At 72.0% G+C, this 17883-nt stretch carries 18 protein-coding genes and 1 pseudogene; 9 read left to right on the top strand and 10 right to left on the bottom strand.

Annotated features, from left to right (window positions below; genetic code table 11):
* The first annotated feature begins 74 nt into the window (after positions 1-74).
* Positions 75-1187 carry an aminotransferase class V-fold PLP-dependent enzyme gene (locus tag ACH4LD_RS41010; RefSeq protein ID WP_398059284.1) on the top strand — a complete coding sequence of 371 codons (1113 nt, stop codon included), beginning with the start codon at positions 75-77 and terminating at the stop codon, positions 1185-1187.
* Positions 1188-1376: 189 nt separating this feature from the next.
* Here ACH4LD_RS41010 and ACH4LD_RS41005 read toward each other — a convergent pair whose 3' ends face one another.
* Positions 1377-2534: a YbfB/YjiJ family MFS transporter gene (locus tag ACH4LD_RS41005; protein WP_398059300.1), complete on the bottom strand. Its 1158-nt coding sequence runs from the start codon at positions 2532-2534 to the stop codon at positions 1377-1379.
* A gap of 331 nt (positions 2535-2865) precedes the next feature.
* Complete coding sequence (locus tag ACH4LD_RS41000; RefSeq protein WP_132792128.1) at positions 2866-3060, bottom strand: hypothetical protein; 195 nt, start codon at positions 3058-3060, stop codon at positions 2866-2868.
* A 148-nt stretch (positions 3061-3208) separates the two neighbouring features.
* Between ACH4LD_RS41000 and ACH4LD_RS40995 the strand changes: the two genes are divergently transcribed.
* The 3 genes from ACH4LD_RS40995 (at position 3209) to ACH4LD_RS40985 (ending at position 4643) form a co-directional block, all read left to right on the top strand.
* Positions 3209-3919, top strand: coding sequence for a hypothetical protein (locus ACH4LD_RS40995; protein ID WP_398059285.1), 711 nt, complete (start codon positions 3209-3211; stop codon positions 3917-3919).
* A gap of 168 nt (positions 3920-4087) precedes the next feature.
* A complete protein-coding gene (locus ACH4LD_RS40990) occupies positions 4088-4348 on the top strand; it encodes a hypothetical protein (RefSeq protein WP_398059286.1) in 261 nt (86 codons plus the stop codon).
* Positions 4349-4436: 88 nt separating this feature from the next.
* A complete protein-coding gene (locus tag ACH4LD_RS40985; protein ID WP_398059287.1) occupies positions 4437-4643 on the top strand; it encodes an acetyl-CoA synthetase in 207 nt (68 codons plus the stop codon).
* A 46-nt stretch (positions 4644-4689) separates the two neighbouring features.
* On the opposite strand, the gene ACH4LD_RS40980 is transcribed toward ACH4LD_RS40985, so the two are convergent.
* Both ACH4LD_RS40980 and ACH4LD_RS40975 read right to left on the bottom strand, forming a co-directional pair.
* Complete coding sequence (locus tag ACH4LD_RS40980; RefSeq protein WP_398059288.1) at positions 4690-7329, bottom strand: glycosyl hydrolase; 2640 nt, start codon at positions 7327-7329, stop codon at positions 4690-4692.
* Positions 7330-7619: 290 nt separating this feature from the next.
* Positions 7620-9032 (bottom strand): DHA2 family efflux MFS transporter permease subunit, encoded by a 1413-nt coding sequence (locus ACH4LD_RS40975; protein ID WP_398059301.1) that lies wholly within the window; start codon positions 9030-9032, stop codon positions 7620-7622.
* A gap of 154 nt (positions 9033-9186) precedes the next feature.
* Between ACH4LD_RS40975 and ACH4LD_RS40970 the strand changes: the two genes are divergently transcribed.
* Positions 9187-9618: a MarR family winged helix-turn-helix transcriptional regulator gene (locus tag ACH4LD_RS40970; RefSeq protein WP_398059289.1), complete on the top strand. Its 432-nt coding sequence runs from the start codon at positions 9187-9189 to the stop codon at positions 9616-9618.
* A gap of 103 nt (positions 9619-9721) precedes the next feature.
* Here the strand turns inward: ACH4LD_RS40970 and ACH4LD_RS40965 are convergent, their stop codons facing one another.
* Positions 9722-10477, bottom strand: a complete 756-nt coding sequence (locus ACH4LD_RS40965; protein ID WP_398059290.1) for a helix-turn-helix domain-containing protein — start codon at positions 10475-10477, stop codon at positions 9722-9724.
* Between the two features lie 232 nt (positions 10478-10709).
* Between ACH4LD_RS40965 and ACH4LD_RS40960 the strand changes: the two genes are divergently transcribed.
* Both ACH4LD_RS40960 and ACH4LD_RS40955 read left to right on the top strand, forming a co-directional pair.
* Positions 10710-11375: a DUF4097 family beta strand repeat-containing protein gene (locus ACH4LD_RS40960; protein ID WP_398059291.1), complete on the top strand. Its 666-nt coding sequence runs from the start codon at positions 10710-10712 to the stop codon at positions 11373-11375.
* Between the two features lie 242 nt (positions 11376-11617).
* On the top strand, positions 11618-12091 hold the full coding sequence (locus ACH4LD_RS40955; protein WP_398059292.1) for a hypothetical protein: 474 nt from the start codon (positions 11618-11620) through the stop codon (positions 12089-12091).
* 122 nt (positions 12092-12213) lie between these two features.
* Here ACH4LD_RS40955 and ACH4LD_RS40950 read toward each other — a convergent pair whose 3' ends face one another.
* Positions 12214-12744 (bottom strand): DinB family protein, encoded by a 531-nt coding sequence (locus tag ACH4LD_RS40950; RefSeq protein ID WP_398059293.1) that lies wholly within the window; start codon positions 12742-12744, stop codon positions 12214-12216.
* A gap of 225 nt (positions 12745-12969) precedes the next feature.
* Positions 12970-13527 carry a hypothetical protein gene (locus ACH4LD_RS40945; protein ID WP_398057842.1) on the bottom strand — a complete coding sequence of 186 codons (558 nt, stop codon included), beginning with the start codon at positions 13525-13527 and terminating at the stop codon, positions 12970-12972.
* Between the two features lie 487 nt (positions 13528-14014).
* On the opposite strand from ACH4LD_RS40945, the gene ACH4LD_RS40940 reads away from it, so the two are divergent.
* Positions 14015-14695 carry a hypothetical protein gene (locus ACH4LD_RS40940; RefSeq protein WP_398059294.1) on the top strand — a complete coding sequence of 227 codons (681 nt, stop codon included), beginning with the start codon at positions 14015-14017 and terminating at the stop codon, positions 14693-14695.
* Between the two features lie 27 nt (positions 14696-14722).
* On the opposite strand, the gene map is transcribed toward ACH4LD_RS40940, so the two are convergent.
* A complete protein-coding gene (gene map, locus ACH4LD_RS40935) occupies positions 14723-15490 on the bottom strand; it encodes a type I methionyl aminopeptidase (RefSeq protein ID WP_398059295.1) in 768 nt (255 codons plus the stop codon).
* 73 nt (positions 15491-15563) lie between these two features.
* Positions 15564-16367 carry an alpha/beta fold hydrolase gene (locus ACH4LD_RS40930; RefSeq protein ID WP_398059296.1) on the bottom strand — a complete coding sequence of 268 codons (804 nt, stop codon included), beginning with the start codon at positions 16365-16367 and terminating at the stop codon, positions 15564-15566.
* Between the two features lie 160 nt (positions 16368-16527).
* Here ACH4LD_RS40930 and ACH4LD_RS40925 point away from each other — a divergent pair, with 160 nt between their 5' ends.
* Positions 16528-17418, top strand: a complete 891-nt coding sequence (locus ACH4LD_RS40925; RefSeq protein ID WP_398059297.1) for a helix-turn-helix domain-containing protein — start codon at positions 16528-16530, stop codon at positions 17416-17418.
* A 162-nt stretch (positions 17419-17580) separates the two neighbouring features.
* Here ACH4LD_RS40925 and ACH4LD_RS40920 read toward each other — a convergent pair.
* Positions 17581-17883, bottom strand: a pseudogene (locus ACH4LD_RS40920) (hypothetical protein); the annotation flags it as partial.

Below are 17883 nucleotides of genomic sequence, written 5' to 3'. Positions count from 1 at the left end.
CCACCGCACGCGCACGGCCCCCACCCGCCGCGCCCACCGCACCGCACCGCCACCGGCCCGGAAGGACGAGCCCCGTGCTCACGTCGTACGCCGCCCACTTCGACACGCCCGCCGGGTACCTCGACTTCGCGCGCTTCGGACCGCCGTCGCGGCAGGCCGTGGCCGCGAGCGCGCGAGCCCTGGAGGAGTCCGCCACCGCCGACCACACCACCGTGGACGTCCTGATGCGTGCGGAAGAGGCCGCGCGGGACACGGCCGCCCGCCTCGCGGGCACCGACGCCCGGCACACCGTGCTGCTCCCGAACACGTCCACCGGCCTGTTCCACGCCGCTCTCGGCCTCCGGGAAGGCGTGGTCCTCGCGCCGCGCACCGACTTCCCCGCCAACCACTATCCCTGGCACCGCACCGCGCGGCTGGGCCGGGCCTCACCACGCTGGCTCGACCCGGCGCCCGGCTCCGGTGTCACCCCCGACCTGGTCCGCGCCGCGCTGAACGATGACGTGGTCGCCCTGTCCGTCAGCGCCGTGGACTTCCGTACCGGCTTCCGCGCCGACCTCGCGGCGCTGCGCGAGGCGATCGGGCCGGACCGGTTGCTGATCGTGGACGCCATCCAGGCATTCGGCGTGGCCGCGATGCCCTGGGACGCGGCCGACGTCATGGTCACGGGCGGCCAGAAATGGCTGCGCGCGGGATGGGCCACCGGTTTCGCCACGCTGTCGGACCGGGCGCTGGAACGCCTGGAGCCGGTCCTCACCGGATGGACGGGCGTCGAGGACGCCGGCCTCTTCGACGGAACGGCGCACCCGCCGGCCCCGGACGCCCGACGCTGGTCGATCACCCATCTCAGTCCGGTGACGGCCGCCGCGTTCGCGTCCGCGCTCGCCCTCGTCGAGCGGCACACCGTAGCGGCGATCGAGTCCGCGATCGCCGCGCGGATCGCCGAACTCGGCGACACCGTCCAGCGGTACGGGGGCCGTGTCCTCTCCCCCGCCGATCCGGCGCGGCGAGCGGGCATCCTCTCCTTCACCGTGCCGGGGCACGAACCGTCCCTCGTGGCGAAGGCGTTGCGCGCCGAGGGGATCACTCCCACGGTGCGCACCGACTCGCTCAGACTCTCCCCGCACGCCTCGACGCCACCCGAGGTGTCCGACCGGGTCGCCGCCGCGCTGTCGTCACTGCGGAACTGAGACCACCGGCGGACCACGGCATGTCGCGCCCGGCCGGCCCGCGGTCTCCGGCCACTGGATCGGGCCCGGGTGCGTCGGGTGGTGGCCGCCCGGTCGCGCCACAGGGGGCGGCGGGAGTCTGTCAGCCGGACCGGAGGGACGGCGCGACCGTGGCGGAGGCGGTACGGCCGGCCCGCCGCGCACGGTGTTTCACCGGTCCGTTCGGGGCTCGGCGGTCTCCCCGGGCTCCGCGCCCGGCACGGCGTTCGGTGCCGGCAGGGTGTGCGGGAACCCGGTACGGAGCGCGGACGCGCTCAGCGCTGAGGCCAGCACGACGGCGGCGGCCAGGAGCAGGGCCTGGTGGTAGCCGTGGTGGAGCAGGGGCGTCGCCACCAGGGGGCCGAGGATCTGCCCGACGGAGTACCCGGCGGTCAGCAGGGCCACGGCACGGGGGAACCGCAGCTGCGTACCGGCCGCCAGCGCCAGTGTGCTCACGCCGATGAAGGTGGAGCCGAACAGCACCGCGGAGATCAGCGCGGGCGCCACTCCCCCCACCAGCGCGGGCAGCGCGATGCCCACGGCCTGGACAGCGAGCGCGGCCAGCAGCAGGTCCGGCCTGGACCAGCGGCGTCCCAGTCCGGCCCACACGGCGGAGGAGGGGACGGCCGCCAGACCCACCACCACCCAGGCACCGCCGCCGATCCAGCCGGGGGACGACTGGTTGATCGCGGCGACCAGGAAGGTGCCGGCGATGATGTAGCCGATCCCTTCCAGCGTGTAGGACACGAACAGCGCGCCGAACCAGCGGTGGGTGCGCGGCCCGGCCGCCCCCGGCCCCGGAGCCGACGCCCCGGAGGCCGGCCGGGCGTCGGGCTCCGGACGCAGGCCCCACGCGGCGAGCGTGAGCGCCGCGGCCAGCGCCGCGGAGGCCCACCACGCGGCCCGCCAGGTGCCGGCCGTGCGCAGCGCGAGGACGAGCAGGCCCGAGAGGGCGATACCGGCCCCGACCCCGCCGAAGGCCCAGCCGGGCAGGTGGGGCGGGTGGTCGCGCAGATGGCCCAGCAGGGAACCGACGGCGATCACGAAGATCATCGCGCTGCAGAAGCCCGCACCGAGACGGAGCAGCAGCCAGGCGACGCCGTCGCGGGTCAGCGGCATCCCCGCCAGGGTGGCCACCAGCGCGAGCAGACAGCCACGCAGCACCACCCGGGAACGCACCAGCCGCGGGGCGCAGGTACCGGCGAGCGCGCCGGCCAGATATCCCCCGTAGTTCACGGTCGCCAGGTTGGCACCCGCTCCGGCCGACAGTCCGGCCTGGGCCTGCATCAGCGGGAGGACGGGGGTGTAGACGAAGCGGCCGACGCCCATCCCGGCCGCGAGCGCGGCGGCGGCCTGGAGGACGTGCACCCACGGCGAACGGAGCGGGCCTCCCCGGGCCGAGGTCTCGACCGGCAAGGAGCCGGTGACCAGCCGCCGGCCGGCACCGGGAGCCATCGACACGTTGTTCCGCCTGCTTCCCATGCGGACCAGGCTGCGCCCGCTGCCCGGCGGAATCCAGGACCGGTTTCCTCCCAGCTGAGAACCCCGGCCTCCCAGAGGCCGTGACACATGTCAGCGGGGAAGGTGTCCGCACATGTGCCGGTGGCCGTGTGTGGGGGATGTCACTGAGCGGCATCACGCGAGCAGTGACGTGTGTGTCTCACAGCCCCAGGTCCAGCGCGAGGCACGAGAAGTGGTTCCAGGCGCCCTCGGGGTTGTAGGAGGCGGCCGCCGAACCGTTCGGCTCCGCCTCCTTCTCCTCGACCATCTCATGGAAATGGATACGCTCGGGCAGCTTGCCGAAGCGGGCGTGACGTGCCGCTGCCGCCGCGTCCGTCGCAGACTCAGTTCCCACGGTGACTTCCTTTCCTCGTCGCGGGCCGGTTCACCGGGTTTCGATGACGCAAGCCTGCACCTGCACGCGTAACCTGTCAATATGGTGACGCGGAACCGGATCGTGTGCGGCGGTGACCGCCCCGTGTGAGACGCGCGAGAATCAGGCCATGGTCATGGCAAGGCGCTGGTACGCCTCTTCTCCCGTGGTGGACGGTCTGCCGTTGCTGGCGGAGCCGGAGTTCTGGGCCGCTCATCTGGTGGACCTGTACGACGGAGCGCTGGTGGAGTCCTTCGGCGTCGACCCGGCGGACGTCGAGGGCATGCTGGAGCGCTTGTGCGACAGGTCCGCCTGGCCGATGTTCCGGATCCCGCTCACGGGCGGGCACAGCATCCTCGTGCACTACAACAGCGGGGAGGAGTACACGTCCACCGACTGCTTCATCGTCCATCCCGACTGGTGGACCGACGGCCTGGTCCTCGCCAGTACGGACGAGGACCGCATCGGCCCCGGCCTGTGCTGGCCGGAGCTGGCCGCGCTGATCGACGCCCCGGGGGACGGGGAAGGAGTGACCGATCCGCACGCCCGGCTCCTCCTGTTGCTGCCCGCCCTGGGCGACACGGACGTCCCGGCCGAGGCCGTCACCCTGGTGCGGCGGGCGCTGATCGCCCAGGGCGCCCCCGACGACTGCGAGGTCCTGGCCCGTCACCTCCTGCAAGGACACCCCATGTGGGGAGCCGCCGCCTGGTCGTACGACGAGGACGAGCGCGCCTGGATCTGCGCGGGGGAACACAGTCCTCGCGGGACGCCACTGGGTGATCACCTCCCGGACGCACAGCGCACGGCCCTGGAGCACTGCCTCACGCCGGCGGGCGGCTGATCCGGTCAGGCGGCGCCGGCTTCCGCCGCCGCCCCGGGCCAGGGAACGCTCGGGCGCCTCGGCCTTCGGGAACTTCTCGCGAGTCCGCCGCTTCCTCCGTGGCGGCGGGGCATGCTGGGAGTCGGGGCAGGCGCTGGGAGGTACGGGGATGCGGTGCCGGTCCGCGGGATGGATGGTCGCCGGGGTGGTCGTCCTGGCCGCCTGCGGTACGTCGCCCGGTGGTGGAGCAGCCGGAGGGGCGTCCGGGAACCGCTCGACGGAGCCGCCGAGCAGTACGCCGACGAACAGGACGCCGGCGGACAGTACGCCGACGAACACGATGCCGCCGACCAGTACTCCGGCGGACAGCCCCGCTCCCGCCGCCTCGTCCTCGGCCTCCAGCGCCGGCTGCGTCGCGGGACGGACGGAGGTCGGCGTCGCGCCGGGTGATCCGCCGCGGCGGCGGTTGTGTGTGCGGCCCGGGACCCTGGTGTCCCTGGTGCTCCAACCGCGCGCGGATGACGAGCGGTGGACGGCCGTGCGGAGTTCCGCGCCGGCCCTCGTCCTGGTGTCCGGATGGCGCGTGGATGCCGACGGCACCGCGTACGCCACGCTGCGGACCGCGGGCGCGCGGGGCGGCGGCGCAAGGGTCACCGCGTCGGCCGAGGCGCCGGACGTGGCGGGAGCGGCGCGGGTCGGGTTCGTCCTCGACATGACGGTCACCCCGTACGCGCGGGAGGGGTGACCCCGGACGACCGGGGGTCACCCCTCCCTTCACCACGCGGTGTGCGTCAGCCGAGGTCGCGCACCTTGATGGTGTGGATGCCGCGGCCGTGGGTGGCCGCGTACAGGCTGCTGCCGTCGGGGCCCAGCTTCAGCTGGAGCACGGCGACGGCCGGGAGGCTGCCGACCCGCTGCCACTTGGTGCGGCCGGGCGCGCGGTAGACGACGCCCAGGTCGGTGGCGACGGCGAGGCCGCCGTTCGGCGTGACGATCGCGGAGTTGGTCGGCACGTCGGGCAGGTTCGCCGAGATGTCCTTCCAGGTGGTGCCCGCGTCGGTGGACTCGAAGACGTGGCCGACGCCGGCGCCGGGGCCCTCGGTCCAGTGCCGGGAGAAGCCGTTGACGGCGAGGAAGACGTGGTCGGCGTTCTTCGGGTCGACGGCGAAGCCGCTGAGGTAGCGGTTGGGCACGGTCCCGTCCACGGGCAGGGCGATGTCGTGCCATCCGGTCCCGTCCGCGTTGCCGACGGAGATGCCGCGGGCGAAACCCTGGTTGTTGCAGGGGCCGCACCAGGCCGCGTACACCTTGCCGCCCGAGGCCGCGACGGCGGTCGCCGTGCGGCCGGCCCCGAGGTCGTACACGCTCTTCCATTCGTCGCCGCTGCGGATGGCGTAGCCGTGGGTCTGCACCCAGATGTGCCGGCCGCCGGCGATCCACGTCGCGCTGTTCTTCGTGTCGGCCGCGAGCGGGGCGATGAAGCGGGCCTCACCGGTCGCGTTGTCGGCCGGGGCGACGTTGTACGAGGTGGCCTTGGCCGGGTCGGTGGTCCAGCTGCCGTCGTTGACCGCGCAGTTCCGGGTCACCTGGATGGCGAGGTAGACGTACTCCTCCGCGATGTCGCAGCCGTTGGCCGGGTCGGTCAGCGTGTCGCCGCCGTCGCCGCCGAAGTCGGAGCCCATGACCTTGTCGTCACCGCGCAGGATGGACTGGCCGTTGTCCTGGAGGCCGCCGGTGACCGAGACGCCGCCGTGGTCGAGGTCCCTGCCGACGCCGACCGAGTAGTACTGGAGGGTGTCGATGGTGCCGTCGTTGAGGGAGGTCCAGTCGGTGGCGTGGCCGGAGGCGTCCTGGGAGCCGTCGACCGGGCGCTTGTAGACGCCGCCGTCGTTGCCGACGTACACGAAGCTCTTGCCGTGGTAGCGGCCGATCGCGACGCCGTGCTGGTCGGAGTGGGTGGTCTGGTGGCAGTCGCCGGTCTGCTCGGCCGGGTCGATGCTCCAGCAGGGGAAGGTGAAGTTCCAGTACGGTCCCACGGTCGACCAGGTGCCGCCGCCGTCCTTGGTCTCGTAGACCTCCTCCAGGCCCGCGTAGACATGCTCCGGGTCGCTCGGGTCGACGGTGAGGAACTGGTTGTACCACGCCTGCACGCCCGGCATGTAACCGGCGGTGGTCAGCGCGGAGCCGGAGGCCGCCAGCCCCTTGTAGTCGGCGATCTTCGTCCAGGGGCCGGCCGGGGAGCCGGACCTGGAGACGAAGACGCCCTCCAGGCCGCTGTCCGGGTTGGTGTTGAGCTGCTCCGGCGACTGGTCGACGGCGTAGTAGCGCGAGCCGTCGGCGGACCGGGCGAAGGTGACGTTGCCGACGTCGTCCGGGTCGGTCGGCAGGTCGCCGAAACCGCTGGTGATACGGGTCCAGGTGCCGTTGACCCTGGTGTAGAAGCCGTTGTAGTCGTCACCGCTGCGCCAGCCGACCGCGAGCACGACCTTGCTCGGGTCCTTCGGGTCGATCGCGATGTCGTTGGCGATGTTCTTGTACGCGGCGTCGGGGTCGTCGTCCTTCGAACCGCCCGGCAGGTAGTCGGGGTTGGGCGCGTACTCCAGTTTCCAGGCGCCCTTCAGCGTCTTCGTGGAGTGGCTCCACACGCCGGCGCTGGTCGCCGCCCACACCTTCCCGCCGCCGAAGCGCAGCTCGTGGATGGTGGTGGACTCCAGCTCGTCGCCGCCGACCCGGCCGCGGGCGGAGAAGGTGCCGTCGTGCGGGTCGGACAGGACGTAGACGCCGCTGCCCAGGTAGGCATCGGCATTGGTGGTCGCCTCGCCGGTGCCCAGCCACAGCCGCCCGGTGCCGTCGAGCGCGAGCGCGCCGGTGGACTGGGACGGCAGCTTGTCACTGATCGGCTTCCAGTGCCCGCCGCCCCGCTCGGACCGCCAGACACCGCCGCCCGCGCTGCCCGCGTACACGTACCCGGCGTCGTCGGCGGCGATCGCGGCCATCCGGCCGGTCACCTTGCCCGCTCCGCCACTGGAGTTGGAGTCGATGTCCCGGTAGCGGGGGTCGTCGGAGTCGTACGGCAGGCCGGTGACGTGCCGCCACCTTCCGCCGGTGCCGGGCAGATGGGTGAGACCGCTCCAGGCGGCGCCGTACGCGCCGGGGGCGACGATGCCGGGCGAGGTGCGGGCCTCGGCGTACTGGTCCGCCCCCTCGGCTATCTCGTCCGCCTCGTTGCCGTCATCGTCCTCGGCCTTCGCCGCAGGGTTGAGGGCCCCCGTGGACGCGTCGCGATCGGCGGCGATCCGGGCGAGGGTGCGCGCTCCGAAGGGCTTCTTGCTCTTGCCGGACGCGGCGCCAGCGGGTGTCGCGACGAGTGCGGCGGATGCGGTGATGGCGCAGATCGTGAGCCATCGTCTCTTACGGGTCGGTGCTGACACCAAGTCCTCCCAGAACGGGTGGTCGTACAGCCGTCGAGGAGAACCCGACCACCGGGGACGGGAGGTGTCCGTCACTTGGAGAAGCTTTTGACCAGAACCTGCCACTGACCCCGGCACCCGTCAGCGAAGGCGCGGCGCGGCTCGTAGGACGTGTGGTCAGCAGGCCACCGGGCACCGGTGGTTCGTTCCACTGGCCCGCCCGGCCTTCGCGCAGGTGACACAGCCGCCGCCAACGGCATCCGGGACCTCGATCGCGGCAGCGGCGCCGCCCGGGCTGCCGTGGCCTGGGATCAGGAGCCGACCCGGTCGCGTCGACGTCGGCGGACAGCGGGCCGGTCGGTGTCGGTTCCGGTCCCGTTGCCGCTGCCGCGGGCGGCGGCGCGGGCGGGGCCGTCGGGCAGGGTGAAGGTGAAGACCGCCGTCGCCGCCGCGATCGCGGCGAGGGTGAGGTACGCGTGCTGGTACGCGGTGACGGGTGGCGCCGCGCCGGTGTGCGGCGGCGTGCCGAGGACGAGGGCCGTGGTCACCGCGGCCGGCGCGAGCGCGCCGCCGGTCTGGCGTACGACGGTGTTCAGCATGGTGGCCTGCGCGAGGTCCGCCCGGTCGACGGTGGCCAGGGAGGCGACCGTGGTCGGTATGAAGAAGCAGCCGATGGCGGCCCCGAACAGGAACATGTATCCCCGGAAGGTCCACAGGCCGGTGTCCGCGTCGCAGGTGGCGAGGAGGACCAGTACCGCGCTGACACCGGTCATGCCGCAGCCGACGATCAGGCGCGGACCGACCCTGACGTACAGGACGCCGACGATCTGCACGGTCAGCAGGACGCCGAACGCCTCGGGGAAGGTGGTCAGTCCCGACTCCAGCGCCGTACGGCCCTGGGCCTGCTGGAGGAAGAGAGGGCTCAGGTACAGGGCGCCCATGATGGGCACGAGGCCGACCAGATTGATCAGGTTGGTGTCGCGGAAGAGCCGGTCGGTGAACAGCCTCAGCCGCAGCAGGGGGTGAGCGGTGCGCAGTTCGACGGTGACGGCGGTGGCCAGCAGCACCGCGCCGAGGACGAGGGAGACGATCACGGCGGCGGAGGTCCAGCCGCGGTTGGGCCCCTCGCTGACGCCGAACATCACGGTGCCCAGCGCCCCCGCGCTCAGCAGCAGGCCGGGCAGGTCGAAGCGGCCCGGCCGGCCGCCGCGGTCGCCGGCCAGGAAGAGCGTGCCGAACAGTACGGCCGGCAGGCCGACCGGCAGATTGACGTAGAAGACCCACCGCCAGGACAGGTGGTCCACCAGCAGCCCGCCCAGCACGGGGGCCGCGGCCGGGGCGATCTGCTGCGGAATGATCATGTAGCGGGAGATGCGCACCTGCTCGGCCGAGCTGAAGGTGCCGAACAGCAGCGCGGTGGAGGCCGGGAAGAGGACACCGGCCGACACCCCCTGTACGGCGCGGTAGGCGACGAGCTGGCCGAGTCCCGCCGCCGCCCCGCACAGCAGCGACGAGCCGAGGAAACCGGCCAGGGCGGTCAGCAGGACGCGTTTGGCGCCGAACCGTTCGACCAGCCAGGCCGAGGCCGGTATGGCCATGGCCAGGCAGACCGGATAGACGACGACCACCCCGTCCAGCGCGGCGGTGGTCAGCCGGAACTGACGGGCGATCGAGGGCAGTGCCACCGTCGTGATCGCTCCGTCGGCGATCGCGATGAACGTCACGCTGACGCACACGACGGGGACGACCAGACGCTGGCTGATGCGGGCGGGCAGGGCGGACAGCACGGAGTGACGTCGGCGCATATGCTGAGCATACGCACTATGTGCTTACTCAGCATATGGCTTCCATACTGCGGGACAGGGGAGACTGGGCACCATGGCAGTGCAGGGCAGCAGCGACATCCTGATCGACGAGCTCTACGAGACGACGCACCGGCTACGGCAGTTCGTGGAGGCCCGGCTGAGGGAGAAGGGGGCCTCCGTGGCCCGGCTGCGCGCCATGCGCATGATGGCCCAGGCCCAGAAGCCGCTGCGGATGCGGGACCTGAGCGAGATGGCGGGCATCGCGGCCCGTACCGCCACCACGATCGTGGACAGCCTTGAGCGCGACGGCCTCGTGGAACGGGTGCGCCACCCGCAGGACCGGCGCGCCTTCCTGCTACGGCTCACCGACGAGGGGCTGCGCTGCCACCGCGAGGCGGAGGAGGTCGACCGCCTCGCCCTCGCCGAGGCGACCGCCGCCCTGGACGCGGACGACCGCGCACGACTGCGGGCGCTGCTGGGGCGCATCCGCGACCACACGGTCTGAGGGCGACGGCCCGACCACGCATGGCCGTACCGCCGGTCACATCGGCCTACGACCTGGGCGCGTCGCCGTACCGCCCACCCGCGTCGCCGTACCTCTTCGTCGGCTATTCCTGGTGTGGGCCGGGGCGGGCGGTGTCGTTCGGGGTGGTCGCGGGTTTCGTGTGGAGGACTTCGCGGGCCTGCTCGGCGGCGCGGGTGATGCTTTCGCTGATGAAGTCGAGAAAGCGGGCGATGTTCTCCAGGCGGGTGGCTGCGGGGGTGTGAGGCCCGAGCACGGTGACGCCTCGGCGTGCGGTTTCGACGAGCTGGTCGTTGGCGCGGGCGCTGGCGATCGTCGCCTGGTAGAAGAGTTCGTCGTCGACGACGTAGCGGTCGCGGCGGCGTTCGTCGCGTTCCCGGCGGACCAGGCTCTGCCCCTCCAGGAACATGATCGCCTTGGAGATGGACGCCGGGCTGACCTGGAGGCGCTGGGCGAGTTCGGACGCGGTGAGGCTGCCCGCGTCGGTGGTGAACAGGCAGGTCAGCACCCGGGCCGTCATCTTGGGCAGCCCTGAGGCCATGAGGACGGTGGTGAGCGTCTCCTCGTACTCGGCCACGGCCTCGGCGTCGCGTCCGTGCGGCTGGGGGGCCGACCGCGGGCCCCGGGAGGAGGCGGGCCTGCGCCGGCGTGCGCGGCGTTCGGTGGCGCGGTGGGCCAGGTCGGCGCGGTAGGCGTTGGGGCCGCCGTTGCGCATCACCTCACGGGTGACCGTGGAGGTCGGACGGCCGACGCGCCGGGCGATCTCGGCGTAGGCGAGGCCGTCGGCCAGCCCCAGCGCGATCTGCTGGCGTTCCTGCTGGGTGAGCCTGCCTCCCGGCAACGGGGCCTCCTCGGGGATCCTTCACGGCGGTTACCGGCTCCACCATAGCGTTCACCGCTCACTCATTGCAATGGAGCGCTGATTGACGTTGCGTTACCTGTATGCTCATTGCAACATTCTGATGCCTGGGCCTGGGTAAACGCAGATTCGACGCAACAAGCATGTTGTCGCGATATGGAAAGCAACGTAGCGTTTCCAGCGTCGGAAACAACAACGAACACGGGAGAGCCCGATGCAGAAGTTCGACACCCCCGCCCCGGTGGCCGCCGTCATCGACATCCCCGCCGGGCGCGTCCAGCTCATCGCCTCGGACCGCGCCGACACCACCGTCGAGGTTCTGCCCGCCGACCCGTCCAAGGGCCGCGACACCAAGGCCGCCGAGCAGACCACCGTCACCTACGCCGACGGGGTCCTGCGGATCACCGCCCCGGCCGGCGGCAACCAGCTCTTCGGTCCCTCCGGCTCCGTGGAGGTCACCGTCCAGCTCCCCGTCGGCTCCGGCATCGAGGGCAAGGCCGCCGGCGCCGAGCTCCGGGGAGTCGGACGCCTCGGCGAGGTCGCCTTCGACGGCGCGTACCGCCGGATCAAGGTCGACGAGGCCGCGAGCGTCCGGCTCACCGCGGTCGACGGCGACGTGGAGGTCGGCCGGCTGAACGGTTCAGCGGACATCAGCACTGCGAGGGGCGACATCCGGATCGGTGAGGCCGCGCGCGGGACGGTCGTGCTCCGCACCCAGTCCGGCGACATCTCGGTCGCCGCCGCCGGCGGTGTCTCGGCGACCCTGGACGCCGAGACCGGGCGGGGCCGCGTACACAACGCCCTCAGGAACGACGGCACCGCCGCGCTCGCCATCCGCGCCACCACCTCCCACGGTGACATCTCCGCCCGCAGCCTCTGAAGGAGCGGGGCCAGGACCGGCCGAGCGGCCCACGCCCGACGGTCCCGGTGTCCCCGGGGGTGCGCCACGACGGCCACTCCCGGGCGCCGGGATGTGACCGCTCGACCGGATGCCGGTGCTCGGACAGTTCACGGCGTACAAGTGTGTGGCCGGGCGGGCGAAGTCCCGGTCGGTGATGCCCACCGGCTGGTTACCCTGACCGACGACGGACACCGTCGAACGGCCTGCTCGGAGGGGTGAAGGTGGAGGACCCGCAGGTCACCTTCCGCTTGGAGAGGGGGGTAACCGGGTTTCGCGGCCGGAGTGAACCGCCCCTGCCGAGTACTGACCCCAAGGCATGCCGTGCCGCCTGCCATGCGGCGGCGCGGGCCGCGGGCGGGCAGGTCGAGGACTTCAGGGAGCAGGAGTACCCGCGGAACTTCCACAGCGCCACGATCGGCGACCGGGACGGCACGTACATCGCGCTGTTCCACGCTCACCACCCGCTGATCGCCTTCGCCGGCGACCGGCGCCACTGGTACACCGACGAGTTCCAGGAACCTCCCACTTGGGCCACCGTCCTCATCGAGGTCGGCTTCGTCGTCTTGAGCGCAGCACAGCTCCTGGCACCACTGACGGAGTCGGACACCTCCGCTCTGTCTCCGACGGAGTGGGACCAGATCAAGCACTGGCGGCCGGCGACCCTGGGCGCGACACTCTTCAACTCATGGGACTGACGGCCAGCCCGTGTACGTCCCCAGGGTTGCCACCAGGCCACCCTGACCGCTGAGTTCGACGGGACGGCTCGCGGTCGCCGCGCGGCGGATGCGGCGTGTGGGTCGGGAAGTCGGCCGGAGTGCTAGGTCGTCAGGACCAGCCAGCGGCGGCCGTCGATGAGTTCTCGGGCTGCGTCGAGGTGGCCGGCGTGGCACGCGGTTTCGGTGATGACGTGCAGCAGGACGTCGCGCAGGGTGTGCAGGTGCGGTTCGCCGAACAGGTCGTGGGGCCACCAGGCCGGTCCGGCGCCGGCAGAGGTGGCGGTGATCACGGCATCGGCGAGTTCCGTCTCCTGCCGGTACCGGTCGAGCACGTCCACGGCCGAGACCCCCGGGGGCACGTTCCAGGCTTCGTCGCCGCTGGTGAGACCACGGATGACCGCCTCGTCCCCGGCGACGACGGCGCGGAACCAGAACCGCTCCACATCCAGCGCGAGGTGCTGAACCAGTCCCAGGCAGTGCCATCCGGAGGGCAGCACGGACCGTCGCAGATCCTTCGCGTCGAGCCCGTCGAGGATGCCGAGAACGTGTCGCCGCTGTCCGTCCAGGACCCGGAGAAGTGCCCTGACCTCAGCGTCCGGAGTTGTTTCGCTCGAATTTTCGGTCACGGCCACCCAGGATCGCGTAATCTCCGCGGCCGTGCGGGGAGTTCCCCGAAGTCGCCTTCCACTGCGAGAGAGCCGGGAGCGACAGGACGCGTCTGCCGGCGGAAGCGCAGCGCATGGCGGTCGACCTCAGTTGCCTCTGTTCCGGTGACGTGCGGAACCTCGGGGGCGCCGTTCGAGGTTCCGCACGCCGGGTCGGCGACGGGCCCGGGGATCATCCGTCGGCGGGGCCTGTCACGGCCGGCTCTTGGCCCGGGCGTGGCGTGCGATGCTCGCCGCGTACAGCGGTGTCTCGCGCCGGCAGTGGTCACCGGAGGCGGCCTGCCGTGCGGCGGCGGCCTCCTCGAAGGTGGTGCCGTTCTTCTCGATGAAGTCCATGAACTCCTGGGTGGGGTGGCTGGTGACCTGGTTGGTGTAGGTGAGGGTGCCGTCGCCGTTGTCCTTGACCGACAGGTCCCAGATCACCTGGACGGTCGTCCAGCCGTTCGGGGTGAGCACGTCGGAGAGGGACACCATGTGGCAGTGGTGCTTCTCGGCGATCTCGGCGACGTAGTGCTGGATCACCAGCCCGGTGCCGATCATCTCGACGTTGATCGACATCGGCCTGCCGTCGTCGGTCGTGGTGTAACCCGCCGCCTTGTGATCGGGCGGGGCACACCGCTGGTACTCCTTGTCCGGCAGGTTCAGCAGCCAGTCCGCGATGTCGATCGCGTCCCAGGGCGCGTCGACCGGCGCGTGCTCGGTCGAGGTGGACAGCACCAGATCGGACAGGACCTTCTTGGAGTCGCTCATTGCTTTCCTCCCATCAGCACCGTGAGCGGGTGGTCGCCCCGCGGGGCGGGGTAGCGGGCAACGGGTCGAGTCGGGCCGTGCCCGGTCGCGAGGATCGGCTGCGGACCAGCCGTGATGCCCTCCAGTCTGGTCAGCGGTGGCGCAGGGCGCTGTCGAGCGGACTCAACAGCCACCCGTGGGCCGGACCGGAGGCAGGCTGTGGGGTTTCCCCCACACTCCGGCCCCCGGGAGGCGAGGGGGCCGGCACTCTGGTTCCCGGGAGCACCTGCCCGGCCGGCCGGGACCGAGATCCCGTCCGCGTCCGTGTGGTGTCGACGGGGCATCGGCGCCAGGAGTTCTTCCGTCACTCACTCCCTCGCCCCGTGATCTGCCGTAGCGGCCGAGAGCGGCTCCGCCCGGGCCCGTAGCCTTTGCCAGTCGCCCGACCCAGTGGCACTTGACCGTGGCCCGTCACCTGGCAGCAGCCGACCGTTGATACGGTCCCGCCATGGCTACAGCAGAAGGATCCATGGCCGGAGCGGAAGGCTCAGCGAGCGGCCCGGTTTCCGCAGCCGATGTCGAACGTGCCGTCCGCTTGGCGCTCGCCACTCTGCGTGGGGCCGAGGGACGGGACTGGAGTGTCAAGGCCGGTTCCCTGGAGTGGGATTGCTGGGAGACCGTCGAGCACCTCGCCGACGACCTGTTCTCCTACGCCGCCCAACTCAGCCCGGCGAGCCCGCCGTTGGGCACCCATGTCCCCTTCGCGTGGAGCCGTAGGAGACCGGGCGGCCCGGCGAACGCCGTCCTCGCGGACCGCGAGGCCGGTACGGCCGGTCTGCTGCACGTGCTGGACGCCAGTGGCGGCTTGCTGACCGCGGTCGTCCGCACCGCACCGCCCACGGCGCGGGCGCACCACGTCTTCGGCGCCGCCGACCCCGAAGGCTTCGCCGCGATGGGCATCGTCGAGGTCCTGGTGCACACCCACGACGTCGCCGAGGGCCTGGGACTGGAGTGGACGCCGCCCGCCGACCTGTGCGACCGCGTGCTGGTCCGGCTCTTCCCCGACGCCCCGGCCGACACCGACCGGTGGCCGACCCTCCTGTGGGCGACCGGTCGTTCAGAGCTTCCGGGCCGGCCGCGCCTGACCACGTGGCGCTGGTACGGCACACCTCGCGTCGAGGCTGAGTAGCGCGCCGGCGTCCCGCTCCCGGGGGCGTCAGGGCAGGGTCAGGACGCGGGGGCCCTGGTCGGTGATGGCGACGGTGTGCTCGAAGTGGGCGGCCCTGCTGCCGTCGGTCGTGCGCAGGGTCCAGCCGTCACCATCGGTGCGGTACGTGTTCCGCCCGCCGGCCATGAGCATGGGTTCGATGGCGAGGACCAGGCCGTGACGGAGGGGGAAGCCGCGGCCGGGGCGGCCGCGGTTGGGGACATGGGGGTCTTCGTGCATGCTGCGGCCGATGCCGTGGCCGCCGAAGTCGGCGGGCATGCCGCAGCCCGCCTTGCGGGCGACGGTGTCGATGGCGTGGGAGATGTCGCCGATGCGACCGCCCACCTGGGCCGCGGCGATCCCGGCGTCGAGGGCTTGCCGGGTGGCGTCGATCAGGTCGAGGTCGCCGGGGCGCGGCGTTCCGACGGTGAAGCTGATGGCCGCGTCGCCCGTCCAGCCGTCGAGTTCGGCGCCGCAGTCGATGCTCACCAGGTCGCCGTCGCGCAGCCGGTAGCCGGTGGGGATGCCGTGCGACACGGCGTCGTTGACGGACGTGCAGATCACGGCCGGGAAGGCGACCGGGGCGAAGGACGGCCGGTATCCGAGGAACGGCGAGCCGGCTCCGGCCTCGGCCAGGACCGACCGGGCCACTTCGTCCAGTTCCCGCAGGGACACCCCCACGTCGGCCACCTTCTGGACCGCGGCCAGGGCGTGGGCCACCACACGCCCGGCTTCCCGCATCGCGTCCAATGCGGCGTCGGTCTTGATCTCCACCATGTGTTCGTCTCCCCGGAGCACGTCGACCCAATACTTATACCGGTATTAGTATCACGGTCCTGCTGCCGGGTCCTCATCGCCGTGACGGGATGGCGGCGCCGTGGGTGGCCGTGAGGAAGTCGGCCAGGGCGCGTGCGATCGCCTCGGGGGCTTCCAGGGGGAGGAGGTGTCCGGCGCCGGGGACGGTGGTCAGGGTCGCGTGCGGGACGTGGGGCAGCAGGCATGCGCGCAGCACAGCAAGTGGCTCCACCTTGTCGTGCTCGCCGGCCAGCACCGCCACGGGGACTTGGATGCGGCGGGCCTGTTCGGTGATGTCCTGCGCGATCCCCCGCAACGGCCACTCCGTGCGGGCCTCCGGGGAGGCGGCGAGGCTGTCCCGCACGATCGCGTCCCGTACCGGCGCCGGCACGGGTACGGCGGTCAGGACGTGGTCCAGGGCGTGGCCGACGGACTCGGGCGAGTCGTAGGCGTGGGACAGCCCCTGGCGGTACTCCTCGGTCACGGCCGGAGCCGGCCGAGCCGGAGCGGGCGCGATCAGGACCGCGCCGATCAGGTCGGCCGGACGGCGGGCCGCGACCAGTTGGCCGACCTTGCCGCCCATGGAGTGACCGACGAGGACGAAGGGTCCCGTCACGCATTCCTCGACCACGCGGACGAGGTCGTCGGCGAGCTGGTCGAGGTGGTACGGCCCCGGCAGGTGCCGGGAGGCGCCCCAGCCGCGCTGGTCGAAGCGGACCGTCGCCTGCTGGGGCGGCAGGCGGCGGACGACCTCGTCCCAAGTGCCGGCCGAGCCTCCCCAGTAGTGGGCGAACACCAGCGTGGGGCCGCCGTGCCCGCCCTCGATCCGGGCCTCCAGACAGCCGCCCGCCACGGCCACGGTATTTGTAGTATTCGGCACTTGTCCGTCTCCTCGTTGTCGCGGCAGGCGGTGACTCCCGGGGGCACTCGCCCGGCCGGGCTGTGCACCTGCCGTCAGGTACGGGGACGACGCTATGCCGGTGGAGCACTTCCTTCTGGTGGAAAGAGACTGACCTGTTGTGGAAAACGGACACCTCGCCGTGCGGCAGTTGCGCTACCTTCCCGCCGTCGGGGCCACCCACGGCGTGGAGGTGCTCAGCTTCGCCGCCCTGCGACAGACCGACACCGACCGTCGGCGGACCCGGTTGCAGCGCCCCGACTTCCACGTCCTCGCCCTGATCACCGGCGGACGCGGCGCGCACGAAGCGGACTTCCGCCCCTACGAGCTGCGCGAAGGCGACGTCGTGTGGATCAGGCCCGGTGTCGTGCATCGATGGAGCGACGTCGAACGTGTCGAAGGCCCCTTGATCCTGTTCCAGCCGGGCTTCCTGCCCGATCCCGGTCTCGAATCCATGGGGGGCTCCTCTCCCGTCTGCTGGCCCCTGCCGCCGGACGCCCGCGCGCTCGCGGAGCAGGCCGCCGGCCACCTTCGGCGTGAGCAGCACGCGGCCGTGCGAACGCCGCGTCTGGCGTCCTCCGCGCTGCTCTCCCATCTGCTGGCGGCACTGCTGCTGCGGGTACTGCCCACGACGTCCCCACCGGCCTCCCCGGACGCGCCCCGGAGCCGGCGGCTGGAGGTCTTCCATGCCTACCGCGCCGCGGTCGAGGAGCACTTCGCCCACTGGCACCACGTGTCCGACTACGCCCACGCACTCGGCTACGACCCCAGGACGCTCACCCGGGCGACCCGTACCGCCACCGGAACCGGCGCCAAGACGTTCCTCGACCAGCGCATCCTGCTCGAAGCGAAACGGCTGCTCGCCCACACCGGTCTGTCCGTCGGCGGCTGCGCACACCGCCTCGGTTTCCGGGACGCCGGCAACTTCACCACCTTCTTCCGGCGCCAGACCGGCCTGGCCCCCACCGCTTGGACGGCCGCCCTCCGCTCCGGCCGCCCCGACAGCGGGTGACCGGGCCCAGGGCCTGTCGCGGATGTGGATCTTGGTCGTGGATGATCACACTCTGCGGCGTGAGGACCTGACGGACAGTCAGTGGTCCTGGCTGGAGCCGTTGCCGCCGCGGGGCGATCGGGTCGATGAGCGGCCGCGGGCGTGAGAGGCAGCCCGGGGAAATCACTTCACTACAACGTTGTCCCCGGCCGAAGTCGACGGCCCGGTGGTGGTGTTGCCGTAGTACGCCCAGCGCCACGTGCCCGTCCTGGACGCCTTCACGGTCGTCCTGAGATCACCCGAGCCGTTCGCGTACACCTTCTTCACCGTGGTGTAGGAGGTGGCTCCGGTGGGCTTGAACTGCAGGCTCACCAGACGGCCCCCGTAGGACGCGTACTTCCTGGTCTCCCAGTTGGCTCGCGTGACCTTCCCGGTCACAGTGATGGTGCGGCCCCTGGTCACCGGCTCGGGTGAGGCGTTCACGGT

This window comes from Streptomyces sp. NPDC017676 (assembly GCF_044329325.1).
Lineage (GTDB): Bacteria > Actinomycetota > Actinomycetes > Streptomycetales > Streptomycetaceae > Streptomyces.
Note: the sequence above shows the minus strand (reverse complement) of the source record. Positions and strands in the feature narration are given on the sequence as shown.

Excerpts from the sequence above, each read along its gene's own strand:
- ACH4LD_RS41005 (WP_398059300.1), bottom strand. The coding sequence starts at position 2,534 with ATGGGCGTCGGCCGCTTCGTCTACACCCCCGTCCTCCCGCTGATGCAG.
- ACH4LD_RS40995 (WP_398059285.1), top strand. The coding sequence starts at position 3,209 with ATGGTCATGGCAAGGCGCTGGTACGCCTCTTCTCCCGTGGTGGACGGT.
- ACH4LD_RS40990 (WP_398059286.1), top strand. The coding sequence starts at position 4,088 with ATGGATGGTCGCCGGGGTGGTCGTCCTGGCCGCCTGCGGTACGTCGCC.
- ACH4LD_RS40970 (WP_398059289.1), top strand. The coding sequence starts at position 9,187 with ATGGCAGTGCAGGGCAGCAGCGACATCCTGATCGACGAGCTCTACGAG.
- ACH4LD_RS40960 (WP_398059291.1), top strand. The coding sequence starts at position 10,710 with ATGCAGAAGTTCGACACCCCCGCCCCGGTGGCCGCCGTCATCGACATC.
- ACH4LD_RS40945 (WP_398057842.1), bottom strand. The coding sequence starts at position 13,527 with ATGAGCGACTCCAAGAAGGTCCTGTCCGATCTGGTGCTGTCCACCTCG.
- ACH4LD_RS40940 (WP_398059294.1), top strand. The coding sequence starts at position 14,015 with ATGGCTACAGCAGAAGGATCCATGGCCGGAGCGGAAGGCTCAGCGAGC.
- map (WP_398059295.1), bottom strand. The coding sequence starts at position 15,490 with ATGGTGGAGATCAAGACCGACGCCGCATTGGACGCGATGCGGGAAGCC.